General features: G+C 65.3%; 15 protein-coding genes. 10 read left to right on the forward strand and 5 right to left on the reverse strand.

Features of this window, described 5'->3' with window-relative positions; genetic code table 11:
* Positions 1-31: 31 nt before the first annotated feature.
* Entirely contained in the window at positions 32-1,849 is a 1,818-nt protein-coding gene (locus AC4NN3_RS12670; RefSeq protein ID WP_491927455.1) for an ABC transporter ATP-binding protein, read from the reverse strand.
* 222 nt (positions 1,850-2,071) lie between these two features.
* Between AC4NN3_RS12670 and rpmE the strand changes: the two genes are divergently transcribed.
* Positions 2,072-2,293: a 50S ribosomal protein L31 gene (gene rpmE, locus AC4NN3_RS12675; protein WP_193334663.1), complete on the forward strand. Its 222-nt coding sequence runs from the start codon at positions 2,072-2,074 to the stop codon at positions 2,291-2,293.
* 97 nt (positions 2,294-2,390) lie between these two features.
* On the opposite strand, the gene rcdA is transcribed toward rpmE, so the two are convergent.
* Entirely contained in the window at positions 2,391-2,909 is a 519-nt protein-coding gene (rcdA, locus tag AC4NN3_RS12680; protein ID WP_232846612.1) for a protease adaptor protein RcdA, read from the reverse strand.
* Positions 2,910-3,532: 623 nt separating this feature from the next.
* On the opposite strand from rcdA, the gene AC4NN3_RS12685 reads away from it, so the two are divergent.
* Positions 3,533-3,745 (forward strand): hypothetical protein, encoded by a 213-nt coding sequence (locus AC4NN3_RS12685; RefSeq protein WP_491927456.1) that lies wholly within the window; start codon positions 3,533-3,535, stop codon positions 3,743-3,745.
* 6 nt (positions 3,746-3,751) lie between these two features.
* Here the strand turns inward: AC4NN3_RS12685 and AC4NN3_RS12690 are convergent, their stop codons facing one another.
* Entirely contained in the window at positions 3,752-3,934 is a 183-nt protein-coding gene (locus tag AC4NN3_RS12690) for a DUF1192 domain-containing protein (protein ID WP_491927457.1), read from the reverse strand.
* A gap of 78 nt (positions 3,935-4,012) precedes the next feature.
* Here AC4NN3_RS12690 and AC4NN3_RS12695 point away from each other — a divergent pair, with 78 nt between their 5' ends.
* The 4 genes from AC4NN3_RS12695 (at position 4,013) to AC4NN3_RS12710 (ending at position 8,554) form a co-directional block, all read left to right on the forward strand.
* The gene (locus tag AC4NN3_RS12695) at positions 4,013-5,026 is read left to right on the forward strand and encodes an NAD(P)H-quinone oxidoreductase (RefSeq protein WP_491927458.1); all 1,014 of its coding nucleotides are present in this window, start codon (positions 4,013-4,015) and stop codon (positions 5,024-5,026) included.
* A gap of 143 nt (positions 5,027-5,169) precedes the next feature.
* Positions 5,170-5,895, forward strand: coding sequence for a DUF1013 domain-containing protein (locus tag AC4NN3_RS12700; protein WP_491927459.1), 726 nt, complete (start codon positions 5,170-5,172; stop codon positions 5,893-5,895).
* An 18-nt stretch (positions 5,896-5,913) separates the two neighbouring features.
* The gene (locus tag AC4NN3_RS12705) at positions 5,914-7,764 is read left to right on the forward strand and encodes a monovalent cation:proton antiporter-2 (CPA2) family protein (RefSeq protein WP_491927460.1); all 1,851 of its coding nucleotides are present in this window, start codon (positions 5,914-5,916) and stop codon (positions 7,762-7,764) included.
* A 22-nt stretch (positions 7,765-7,786) separates the two neighbouring features.
* On the forward strand, positions 7,787-8,554 hold the full coding sequence (locus tag AC4NN3_RS12710; protein WP_491927461.1) for a sulfite exporter TauE/SafE family protein: 768 nt from the start codon (positions 7,787-7,789) through the stop codon (positions 8,552-8,554).
* Between the two features lie 71 nt (positions 8,555-8,625).
* On the opposite strand, the gene AC4NN3_RS12715 is transcribed toward AC4NN3_RS12710, so the two are convergent.
* Positions 8,626-8,796, reverse strand: a complete 171-nt coding sequence (locus AC4NN3_RS12715; RefSeq protein ID WP_491927462.1) for a YdcH family protein — start codon at positions 8,794-8,796, stop codon at positions 8,626-8,628.
* Positions 8,797-8,951: 155 nt separating this feature from the next.
* Here AC4NN3_RS12715 and AC4NN3_RS12720 point away from each other — a divergent pair, with 155 nt between their 5' ends.
* The 3 genes from AC4NN3_RS12720 (at position 8,952) to AC4NN3_RS12730 (ending at position 10,830) form a co-directional block, all read left to right on the forward strand.
* Entirely contained in the window at positions 8,952-9,167 is a 216-nt protein-coding gene (locus tag AC4NN3_RS12720) for a YdcH family protein (RefSeq protein ID WP_193334655.1), read from the forward strand.
* Positions 9,168-9,273: 106 nt separating this feature from the next.
* On the forward strand, positions 9,274-9,738 hold the full coding sequence (gene purE, locus AC4NN3_RS12725; protein WP_491927595.1) for a 5-(carboxyamino)imidazole ribonucleotide mutase: 465 nt from the start codon (positions 9,274-9,276) through the stop codon (positions 9,736-9,738).
* 3 nt (positions 9,739-9,741) lie between these two features.
* Positions 9,742-10,830, forward strand: a complete 1,089-nt coding sequence (locus tag AC4NN3_RS12730; protein ID WP_491927463.1) for a 5-(carboxyamino)imidazole ribonucleotide synthase — start codon at positions 9,742-9,744, stop codon at positions 10,828-10,830.
* A gap of 6 nt (positions 10,831-10,836) precedes the next feature.
* Here AC4NN3_RS12730 and AC4NN3_RS12735 read toward each other — a convergent pair whose 3' ends face one another.
* Positions 10,837-11,529, reverse strand: a complete 693-nt coding sequence (locus tag AC4NN3_RS12735) for an alpha/beta fold hydrolase (protein WP_491927464.1) — start codon at positions 11,527-11,529, stop codon at positions 10,837-10,839.
* 231 nt (positions 11,530-11,760) lie between these two features.
* Here AC4NN3_RS12735 and rpsU point away from each other — a divergent pair, with 231 nt between their 5' ends.
* Positions 11,761-12,030: a 30S ribosomal protein S21 gene (gene rpsU, locus AC4NN3_RS12740; protein ID WP_193334653.1), complete on the forward strand. Its 270-nt coding sequence runs from the start codon at positions 11,761-11,763 to the stop codon at positions 12,028-12,030.
* Positions 12,031-12,036 lie beyond the last annotated feature (6 nt).

A 12,036-nucleotide genomic window follows, 5' to 3' on the forward strand; every position in this document is an offset into this window, starting at 1 on the left:
ACCCCGGACCAGCGCCCGGGCGCCACAGATGCTACCCGACGTCATCCAGCCGGAACTGCAGCCGCGCCAGTTCGGCATAGCGGCCGCCCTTGGCCACCAGCTGGTCATGCGTGCCTTCATCGATGATGCGGCCCGCCTCGAGCACCAGGATCTTGTCGGCATCGCGGATCGTCGCCAGGCGGTGGGCGATTACCAGCGTGGTGCGCCCTTCCATCAACCGCTCCAGCGCCGTCTGCACCAGCCGCTCGCTCTGCGCATCCAGCGCACTGGTGGCTTCGTCGAGCAGCAGGATCGGCGCATTTTTCAGAATGGCCCGGGCAATCGCCAGCCGCTGCTTCTGCCCGCCCGACAGCATCACCCCGCGCTCGCCGACAATGGCGTCATAGCCCAATGGCAGCTCCATGACGAAGTCATGCACCAGGGCCGCCTTGGCCGCCGCCTCGACACCGGCCATGTTCGCCTCGGGTTTGCCGAAGCGGATATTGTCGGCAATGGTGCCGGCAAAGATCGTCGGCTCCTGCTCGACATAGGCGAATCGCTGCCGCAATTCCTCGAGCCGCACGCTGCGGATATCCACGCCATCGACCCGGATGGCGCCGCTGCTGACGTCATAGAAGCGCTGCAGCAGCGACAGAGTCGTGGACTTGCCCGAGCCGGACGGGCCGACCAGCGCCACCGTCTGCCCCCTGCCGACGGTAAAGCTCAGATCGCGCAGCACCTGCTCATAGCCGCTAGTCTCGTAGCCGAAGTCGACATGTTCGAAAGCGACCGTCCCCAAAGCCGGCGCAGGCAATGCCACCGGATGTTCCGGATCGGTGATCGTCGCCTCGGTATCGAGAATTTCGGTCAGCCGTTCGGTGGCGCCCGCCACGGTCTGCAGGATGCCCAGCACTTCGCTGACATTGGTCAGGGCGCCCGAGGCCATCAGCGCATAGACGAGGAACTGGGTGAGCTGGCCGGCGGTCACCGTGCCGGCAAATACCGCGCGGGCGCCCCACCAGACCAGGAACACCACGGCCGCTGTACCCAGGAAGATCACCATGCCCACCAGCACCGAACGGGCGCCGAGGCGCTTTATCTCGGCCTGGTAGCTGTCCTCGCTATGGGCGTCATAGATCGCCGACTGGGTCTTTTCCTGGGTGAAGGATTTGACGGTGCGGGTGGCGCCCAGCATTTCGGTGGCCATGGCGGAAAGGTCCGCCAGCGCATCCTGAGTCTTGCGCGACATGCCGCGCAGCCGGCGCGAATAGGCGACAAGCGGGATCAGCAGCGCCGGCGCGGCGATGACCACGGCCAGCGTCAGCGTCGGGCTGGTCAGGAACATCATGATCAGCGCGCCGATAATGGTGACCAGCGAGCGCAGCGCCAGCGAGAAGCTCGAGCCCACCGCATTGCGGATTACCGCGACGTCGCCATTGAGCCGGCTGGTCAGCTCGCCCACCCGATTGGTATCGAAATAGCGGGCATCGAGCCGCAGCAGATGCAGGAAGGCCGCCTGCCGCAGATCGGCCAGCACGCGTTCCCCGATCACCGAGATGAAATAGAACCGCGCGCCGCTGGCAATGGCCATGACCGCGGCAATGCCCACGATCAGCCAGCCATAGCGGCCGACATTTTCCAGGTTCTGCTCGATGAAGCCCTCATCGATCGCCCCGCCCAGCACCGCCGGGATGGAGAGCGAGGATATCGCCGAGATCAGCAGGAACAGCACGGTCAGCGACAGCCGCACCGGATATTTGAGGATGAAGGGCAGCAGGCGTCGCAGCGGCTGCAGCTTGCGCACCGGGGTCGTCGGCTCGGATGTGGGGATGCTCGTGTCGGCCTGAACCGGGACGGATTGGTCAGTCATCGCTCGGTTACGCCACTCTTTTAGAGATGGGGTCCGGAAATCCCGGGCCGCGCTGAGGCTCCGATATAGGCACTGGCACCTGCCGCGGCAACCGCTTTGTCCGGCGTGAAATTGCCGCGCCACGCCCTTGCAGATTGGCCTTCTCTTCTGTATGAAGCGCCCAACACCAATTCCAGATGCTCTCCGGGCGCCACGGCGCCCGTTTGATTTGAGGCGAATACCATGAAGGCTGATACCCATCCGGACTACCACTTGATCAATGTGGTGATGACCGACGGCACCAAGTACCAGACGCGCTCGACCTACGGCAAGGACGGCGACACCCTGCAGCTCGACATCGATCCCAAGACCCACCCGGCCTGGACCGGCGGCACGGGCCAGCTGCTCGATCGCGGCGGCCGCGTCTCGCGCTTCAAGGAGCGCTTCAAGGGCCTGGGCATCTAAGCCAGCCTTTACCAGCATTGAAAAACCCGGCCATTGTGCCGGGTTTTTTATTGTCGAAACGGTGATGGGCCCGCCCCGGCGCTCAGGGGCGGCTGGCTCAGGCCCGCCCGAAGGCTGCCTTGAGCCGCGCCAGCTGGTCGGCAATACCATTGGCGGTGCCCGGATCCATCTCGCTCATGCGGCCGCGTTCGAGCACGTCGAACTGCATCACCCGGTCAAACAGGCGGTCGCCCTTGTCGATGAAGTCGCGCAGGACCGGCGGCAGCTGGTCATAGCCTGGTCCCCCGCGCTCCGATGGCGTGGCGGAGAACTTGACCTTTTCCTTTTCGGAGCGGGCATTTTCCTTGGTGATTTCGCCTTCATTGACCGCCCGCTGCAGCAGCAGCCACGAGGCCAGCTGCATCAGCCTTGTGGTCAGCCGCATGGATTCGGTGGCGTAGACGAAGGACGCCTCGCGGCTGAGGATCCGGCTGTCGCCGCGTCCCTCGCCGTCGAGATAGGAGGCCACATCCTCGATCAGGGTCATGCCTTCGCGATAGAGCGTATCAAAGCCGCCCGCGGCGACGATGCGTGGGCCGATCGCGATGGCCGCCCCGTTCTCGTTCCCCTCTGCCAACCAGACGTCTCCCCGTTCATGCGCCAATGTCGGGCGCCCTGCCATCAGGCACCGCAAGCCGTGAAGACAAGTTTAAAAGCATGGCAATTGGATGATCAACAGGCCCGAAAAACAAAAAAAGAGCGGTAAGAACCGCTCTCGAAGTTAACAGGGAGGCGTCAAACAGAGGGAGAAACCACTCTGAAAAATCCAGAACAATCTGAATGTCCTCACATTACCGCCAATTGCTTAAGCGCGCGTTAACGACGTTCAATTGCTTAACCTTGTTCACTTCCGTCGCCGATTGCCGACTCGAAACGCACAACAGCAGCACCAGAACGCCGATGCGGTGGGGGCCGAGAGGCCATTCATGCCTCCGGCTTGGCGGGAAATGGCCCTGTCCCGTCCGGCTGGATCGACCACCCGCGCTGCCATCCCTGCATGCTTAACCAAGGCTTGCCGGCGGCCGGCAAATTGCCGGTTAACAAGACACCCTCCCTTAACCCAGTCCATTGCCGGTCTATTCACTTCCGGCGCCGGCATGGTCAGTTTGCATCACACCCAATCAACCACGCGCTCCGGCGGACAGCAGGCTCACCCCTGCTGCGCCCGCCGGCGTCTCGACATCAACCTGGAGAGCCACCATGGCCACATTATCTGCGGCAACGGCCGCAAGCCTGCTTGTGGGCCTGATGGCCATCGCCCCCAGGCCGGTCAGCGGCCCCAGCACCACCGTCAGGCCCGGCGGCATGCCCGACCATGGCTGCCACGATACGCCGCGCCGCCTGGCCTCGCCTGCCGCCGCGCCACGACCTGCTGGCCCCCGTTCGGCGGAGCCCGGCCCCGGCCGCCTATAGCCGACCCTAGAGTTTGAACACCGACTCGGCCGCCTGCCTTGTGGCGCCCCGCGCCGTGATCGCCGCCCGCAAGCGGACGATCTCCGCCTCGAGCAGGCCGATGCGCTCGGTCAGTTCCGCCACCGACATGGTTTCGATATCCATGCCCACCACATGCGTCCTGGGCTTGTCCACTGCGTCTTCATCCATGCCAGCCTCCTGCAATTGGAAGACGCAGCTTAGCGCGGCGGGCTTGCCGGGCAAGCCCGCTTCGGCCAGCATGGCGCCATGACCGAACCAGACACCATGCATGCCATTGCCATCACCGCACCCGGCGGTCCCGACGTCCTGCAGCGCCAGAACTGGCCCATGCCCCTCTGCGGGCCGGACGAGGTGCTGATCCGCGTCGCCGCGGCCGGGGTCAATGGCCCCGACCTGGCGCAGCGCCGCGGCGTCTACGATCCGCCCCCCGGCGCCTCGCCTTTGCCCGGCCTCGAAGTGGCCGGCGAGATCGCCGCGCTCGGCACCGATGTCACCGCCTGGCAGGTTGGCGACCGCGTCATGGCCCTGACCAATGGTGGCGGCTATGCCGAATTCGTCGCCGTTCCCGCCGGCCAGGCGCTGCCGGTCCCCGAGGGCTGGACCCTGCCCGAAGCCGCCGCTCTGCCCGAGACCTGGTTCACCGTGACCCAGACCCTGGTACTGCGCGCCGGGCTCCAACCCGGCATGAGCGTGCTGGTGCATGGCGCGGCCGGTGGCATTGGCGGCGCCGCCATCCAGATCGCCACCATTCTGGGCGCACGCGCCATTGCCGTGGTCTCCTCCCCCGCCAAGGCCGCCTATGCCACCAGGCTGGGCGCTGTCGCCACCATCGACTACACCACCGAGGACATCGTCGCCCGCGCGCAGGCACTGACGGAGGGCCGCGGCGTGGACCGCGTGCTCGACATCATCGGTGGCGCCATGGCCCAGACCAATATCGAGGCCTGCGCGCGCGGCGCCCATATCGTCCAGGTCTCGACCCTTGACGGCGGCAATGCCCAGATCTCCCTGCGCACGCTGATGGCAAGGCAATTGACGCTGTCGGGATCGACCTTGCGCCCGCAGACCGTCGCCACCAAGGCCGCCATCGCCGAGCACATCCGCAGCCACCTGCTGCCGGCGCTGTCAGCGCCCGGCTTTGTCAAACCCGCGGTCACCCCGTTCCCGTTTGACCAGGCAGCCGCTGCCCACCGCGCCATGGAGGCACGCACCCATCTGGGCAAGCTGGTGCTGGTAACCCCCTTCGGTGCCCAGGCTTAGCCGCGCTGCCGGTGGGCAAATCCTACATTGCCATTGCGGATCAGCGGGCAAATCCATATATTGTCCGTGTTCCCCCTCAGCACGAAGCAAAGAGGCGGAGCGGTCCGGAGGAAAACCGGCCGCGCCTGCAGGAGAGATTTATCATGACCCAGCCACTGTTGATGCCCAAGGCGACCGCCGTCTGGTTGGTTGACAACACGGCGCTGTCATTCGAGCAGATCGCCGCCTTCTGCACCCTGCATCCGCTCGAAGTTCAGGGCATTGCCGACGGCGACGTCGCTGGCGGCATCATGGGTGCCAGCCCGATCCAGAACGGTCAGCTCACCCGCGAGGAAATCGAGAAGGCCGAGGCCGATCCTGCTTACCGCCTCAAGCTGAGCGAGCCGAAAGTCCACGTCCCGGCCAACAAGCGCAAGGGTCCGCGCTATACGCCGATTTCGCGCCGCAACGAGCGCCCCAATGCCATCAAGTGGCTGGTGCGCAACCATCCCGAACTCAAGGACGCCCAGATCATGCGTCTGGTCGGCACCACCAAGTCGACCATCGACTCGGTGCGCGAGTCCACCCACTGGAACGCTGCCAACCTGGCCGCGATGGATCCGGTGACCCTGGGCCTGTGCAGCCAGATCGACCTCGATCTCGAAGTACGCCGCGCCTCCAAGGGTGGTCCGGGCGTCGACGAGGCCGAGGAAGGCACCATGCTGATGACCGCCGAGGAGGCCCTGGCCCGCTCCGGCAGCCGCGGCCACACCGACGAGAACGGCGAATTTGCTGCCAACGACCATCGCCCGGCCGAAGCGCAGGACGATTTCGACGCCGACTCGGTCTTCTCCCGGCTCAAGTCGATTCAGACCGACTCCGACAACTAGGCAGAACTGGCCAGCAGAATGGAAAACAACATCCTGCTGGCCATCTTCGTCCTGCTGGCAGCCAGCGTGGCGCTGGTGCCGCTGGCCAAGGCGGCGGGCCTGGGCACGGTGCTTGGCTATCTTGCCGCCGGCGTGCTGATCGGCCCCTATGGCCTGCGCCTGGTATCCGACAGCGATACCACCCGCCATATCGCCGAATTCGGCATCGTCATGATGCTCTTCCTCATCGGCCTTGATCTGCAGCCCAGCGAAATCTGGCGCATGCGCCACAAGGTGCTGGGCCTGGGCGTCACCCAGATTGTCGTTACCTCTTTGGTGGTCATGCTGCTGCTGACCCTGACGGGCCTGCACTGGAACGTCGCCCTCATCATGGGCATGGCGCTGGCCATGTCCTCCACGGCGATTGCCATGCAAACGGTGGCGCAGCGCGATATCACCAGCACCGATACCGGTCGGGCGAGCCTTGCCATCCTGCTGGTGCAGGATGTGGCCATCATTCCCGTGCTGGCCGCCATTCCCCTGCTGGCCATTGCCGGCAGCGGCGCGGCGATCAATGCCGAGGTCTCCCTGGCCGTGGAAGCCCTCGACAATCCCATCGACTGGCTGATGCCGCTATCGGTGGTCGGCGCCTTCATCGCCGCCCTGGTGGCCGGCCGCTATGTCGTCCGGCCGATTCTGGGCCATGTCGCCCGCACCGGCCTGCGGGAAGCCTTCACCGCCATGGGCCTGGCCATGGTCGTGGGCGCCGCCATGATCACGCAATATCTCGGCCTGTCGCCGGCTTTGGGCGGCTTCATCGGCGGGGTCCTGCTGGCTGACAGCGAATATCGCCATGAGCTCGAGAGCAATCTGGAGCCCTTCAAGGGCCTGTTGCTCGGCCTGTTCTTCATTTCGGTGGGCATGTCGATCGCTTTTTCGGTGCTGGCGACCGATCCGCTCCGCATCGCTGCGCTGGTGATCGGCCTCGTGGCCGTCAAGATGGTGATCCTGTTTGGCCTGGCCAGCTTTTTCCGCATGCACTTCGCCGACCGCATGCTGATCGCCATCATGCTGAGCCAGGCTGGCGAATTTGCCTTTGTCGTGCTCCAGCTCGCCCGCACCGAAGGCGTCCTCGAATCGGCCCAATACGACACCATGAGCGTGGTGGTGGCGCTCTCGATGATCACGACCCCGCTGCTGCTGCTGGTCTTTGACAAGCTGATTGCGCCGCGGCTGGACGCACGCGGGGCCACGCACCCCGCCGACTCCATCGATGAGCACCGCAAGATCGTCGTGCTCGGCTATGGCCGGTTCGGCCAGATCGTCACCCGCATGCTGCGCGCCCAGGGCTTCGAGATGACGCTGATCGATGATGACCCGGTGCAGATCGAGCTGGTCCGCCGCTTTGGCGTCAAGGTGTTCTATGGCGATGCCGCCCGGCTCGACCTGCTGCAGGCCGCCGGCGTGCAGCATGCCGAACTGGTGGTGATCGCCGTCGGCGGCCGCGACCGCATCCTGGCGGTGGCCCGCAACATGCGCCGGCACTATCCGCACGTCACCATCGCCGCCCGTGCAGTTGATCGCGGCCATGCCCACGACCTGATGGCCCTGGGCGTGGAAATATTCGAGCGCGAGACCTTTCTCTCCGCAATCAATCTGGGAGCCAAGGTGCTGGTCAGGCTCGGGCACGCGCCCGAGGAAGCCGAGCGCCTTGCGCGCGCCTTCGAGGCGCATGACAACCAGCTGCTGGCCGACAGCTTTGCCGTCCGCGAGGATGAATCCGCCTATGTCGGCATGGTCCGCAGTTCCATGGGCCTGCTGACCGCCGCCATGACCGCCGATCCGCCGCCGGCCCCGGTTGACAAAGCCACGGCAAAGCGTACCGAGTAGTACGACCCTTCCGGACTATCCCATGCCCATCATCGATCCCTATTTCATCACCATTGCCGTGATTGCGGTGCTCGTTGTCGGCCTGTCCAAGGCCGGCCTGCTCGGCAGCCTGGGCATGGTCGGCGTGCCGCTGCTGAGCCTGGTCATGCCGGCCCGCGACGCGGCGGGCATGATGCTGCCGGTGCTGCTGGCCATGGACGTGATCGCGGTCTGGACCTATCGCAAGGATATCGACTGGAACATCATCCGCATCATGCTGCCAGGCGCCGCAGCGGGTACGCTGCTGGGCTGGGCGCTGTGGTCGATCGTGTCGGACGACGGCGTCTTGCTCTTCGTCGGCGTGGTGACGCTGCTGTTCATTCTCGATGCCATCCTGCCGCTCCGCAAAAAGCTGGAGGGCCTGCCACCCTCAAGGCCATGGGGCACGTTCTGGGGCGGCTTTGCCGGCTTTACCAGCTTCATCAGCCATACCGGCGGGCCGCCCTTCCAGATCTATGTGCTGCCGCAGCGGCTGAGCCCGCAGGTCTATGCCGGCACCACGTCAGTGTTCTTTGCCATCGTCAACACAGCCAAGCTCATCCCCTATTTCTTCCTGGGGCAGCTCAGCCTCCACAACCTGACCCTGTCGGCCTCGCTCATTCCGGTGGGTATTGTCGGCGTGCTTGGCGGCGTCTGGCTGGTCCGCCGCATCTCGATCGTGTGGTTCTATCGCATCGCCTACTGGCTGGTATTTCTGCTGGCGCTATACCTCGTCTGGAAGGGTGCAACCGGCCTGCTCGCTGGCGCCTGAGGCAACAAAAAAGGGCCGCGGCAAATGCCGTGACCCTTTCCACCCTATGGGGGGTAAAACTGCGCCGCTGGTCAGCCTGTCATGCTGAATTTGTGGAGTTCGTCCTTCACTTCGAGTTTCTTGCGCTTGAGCGCGCTGACCGTAAGCTCGTCGGCCTTGCTGTTCTGCAGCTCTGCCTGGATCTGGCGGTCCAACTCCTGGTGGCGCCGTTCGAGCGCCGCGATATGCCCTTCAGTCGTCATGACAACTCCTTGAAAGCCTCTGTGGACACCTGATCGTCACAAAAAATTCACGCAATGTCGACTGTCTTCGTGCCCCGATGGGAAATCGTGTGCAAATCCACCTCTGATCGGTTAACCAAGGGTGTGTTTCACGGCGTTGGGGTGCGCTCGAATTGATGTTGTCGCTCACCAAGGAAGAAGAGGCCCGCTACGGGCTGGAACTGGCCACAAAACGCCAGGAACACAGCGATCTCAACGCGGCCATCGATACGCTGACCGAGTCCCATGTCGCCGATCGCATGCTGATTCAGCGGCTGAAAAAGCGCAAGCTGGCGCTCAAGGATCGCATCGTCGAGCTGGAGAACATTCTGCTGCCCGACATCATCGCCTGAGGGGGTTCCAAGGCTTGATGTGTGGCGACAATTGGGCTAGTTCCGCGCTTTGCAAAGACCGATAGGGGAATCGGCCGTGCTCACCAAACCACCCATCGCCATCGTCATGGGCAGTCAGTCGGACTGGCCCACCATGCGTCTCGCCGCCGAAACGCTCGAGGCCCTAGAGGTGGAATATGAGGCGCTGATCGTCTCCGCCCACCGCACGCCCGAGCGCCTGGTCGAATTTGCCAGCTCGGCCCGCGCCGAGGGTTTCAAGGTCATCATTGCCGGCGCCGGTGGCGCCGCCCATCTCCCCGGCATGATCGCCGCCATGACCCCGCTGCCCGTCTTTGGCGTGCCGGTGCGCTCCAAGGCCCTCAATGGCCAGGACAGCCTGCTCTCCATCGTGCAGATGCCCGGCGGCATTCCCGTCGGGACCCTCGCCATCGGCGAACCCGGCGCCATCAATGCCGCCCTCATTGCCGCGGCCGTGCTGGCTTTGTCCGATGACGACCTGGCCGATCGCCTTGATGCCTTCCGCGCCCGCCAGACCGCCGCAGTCCCGCTGTTTCCCGCCGATACCGAGTAACCTGTGGCCCATGATACGACGCCGCTGCCGCCTGGCAGCATGATTGGCATTCTCGGCGGTGGCCAGCTCGGCCGCATGCTCTCGCTCGCCGCCAGCCGCCTGGGCATGCGCACCCACATCTTCTGCCCCGATCCCCATAGCCCCGCCTTCGAGGTCACCCCGCACAAGACGGTCGCCGCCTATGACGACCTGGTGGCCCTGGCCGCCTTTGCCGACGCCGTCGACGTCATCACCTATGAATTCGAAAATGTCCCCGCCGCGACCGCCGAATTCCTTGCCGCCCGCAGACCGCTGCGGCCCGGCGCCAATGCGCTTTCCATTTCCCAGGACCGCCTCGCCGAAAAGGCCTTCCTCGCCGGCAAGAACATCCCGGTCGCCGCCTACCACGCCGTGACGAGCCTGGCCGAGCTTGAGTCCGCTATCGACGCCCTCGGCCTGCCCGCCGTGCTCAAAACCACGAGGCTGGGCTATGATGGCAAGGGGCAGCGTGTGCTGCGCGACCGCGCCGAGGCAACTGCCGCCTTCGCCGCGCTGGCGCCCAAGCCGCTGGTGCTGGAAGCCTTCGTGCCCTTCGACAGAGAAATCTCCGTCGTCGTCGCCCGCAATGCCGCTGGCGAGGTGCGCAGCTTCGACGCTGCCGAAAACGTCCACACCAACCATATCCTGCATACCAGCACCGTGCCCGCCGACATTTCCCCTGGCGTGGAGAAACATGCCGCCATGCTGGCCAAGGTCATCGTCGTGGCGCTCGACTATGTCGGCGTGCTGGGCGTCGAATTCTTCGTGCTGCCCGGCGATCGGCCAACACTCGTCGTCAACGAAATCGCCCCCCGCGTGCACAATTCCGGCCACTGGACCGAGGCCGTTTGCCTCACCGACCAGTTCGAGCAGCATATCCGCGCCGTGCTCGGCTGGCCGCTCGGCGATCCCGCCCGCATGGCCGATGTGGTGATGGAAAATCTCATCGGCGATGACGTCGCCAGGGTGCCAGCCGAACTCGACGGCAATAGCCAGCCGCACCTTTACGGCAAGGTCGAAACCCGGCCCGGTCGCAAGATGGCCCATATCAACACCATCACCCGCCGCCGCTGACCCGACTCAGCGCGCCAGCCAGGCCCGCATGGCGTCCACCACCGCCTCTGGCGCTTCCATCGCCGACATATGTCCGGCGCCGGCGAACAGCGCCAGGTCCGCCCCGGGGATGGCTGCCGCCATTTCCTCGGCCAGCGCCGGTGGCGTCAGCGTGTCGAGCGCGCCCACCCCGACCAGTGTCGGCACGGCAATGGCGCCCAGCAAGGGCCGCGAGTCGATTCGGTCCATGATCGCCTGCTGGTGCCGCCGATAGGCCTGCGGCCCCGCCCGTTCGGCCATGGCCACGACCTCTGCAGCCAGCGGCGTGTTGAGGTGCTCCGGCGCCAGCAGGCCGGCCTGCATGGCCCGCACCACCAGGCCGAACTTGCCCTCTGCCGCCGCGGCCATCCCCGCCCGCCGGGTTTCGCGCCGGGCGTCGTCATCGGGCCGGGCCGAGGTGTCGAGCAGCGCCAGCCGCTCCACCCGCTCCGGCGCCTGCCGCATGACCTCGAGCGCCACATAACCGCCCATGGAGAGCCCGGCGACGCAGAATCGCCCCGGGGCCAGCGCCAGCGCCGCGCGGGCCATGCCGGCAATGGAATCCTCTGCCCCCAGATCGGCCACGAGCGGTCGCACCTGCGCGCCCAGACCCGTCATCACGTCGCGCCACAGTCGGGCATCGCAGTTCAATCCCGGCAGCAGGATCAGTGTGCTGGCCATCCTTGGTCTCCTTGGGACAAATCATCCTCCGGACTGTTTCGCGCCCGCCCAGATCGGGCAAGACCGGCACCGGCACTTTGACGGTTTTTCTCCACGAGTCGGTGGACAAGCCCGGATAGCTGGGCTATAGAGCGGCCCACGGTGATCAGCCCTGCTGGTCGGCGACGGGGTTTTTGCCGCGGCGCCACGATCCATACCCACATGTCCAAGCTTCGAAAGGGCGGTTGACCTTTGCAAGTAGTCGTTCGCGATAATAACGTAGACCAGGCGCTCCGCGCACTGAAGAAGAAGCTGCAGCGCGAAGGCGTCTTCCGGGAGATGAAGCTTCGTAACTACTACGAAAAGCCATCTGAGAAGAAGGCTCGCCAGAAGGCCGAGGCTATTCGTCGCGCCCGCAAGCTGGCACGCAAGCGCCTGCAGCGTGAAGGTGGCCTGCCTGCGCCAGCTCCGCGTCCAGGTCAGCCCGTTCGCCCAAGCGCATCGGCAACGCCGCGCAACTAAGCGCGC

It is taken from the genome of Devosia sp. MDV22-iso42 (assembly GCF_058629155.1).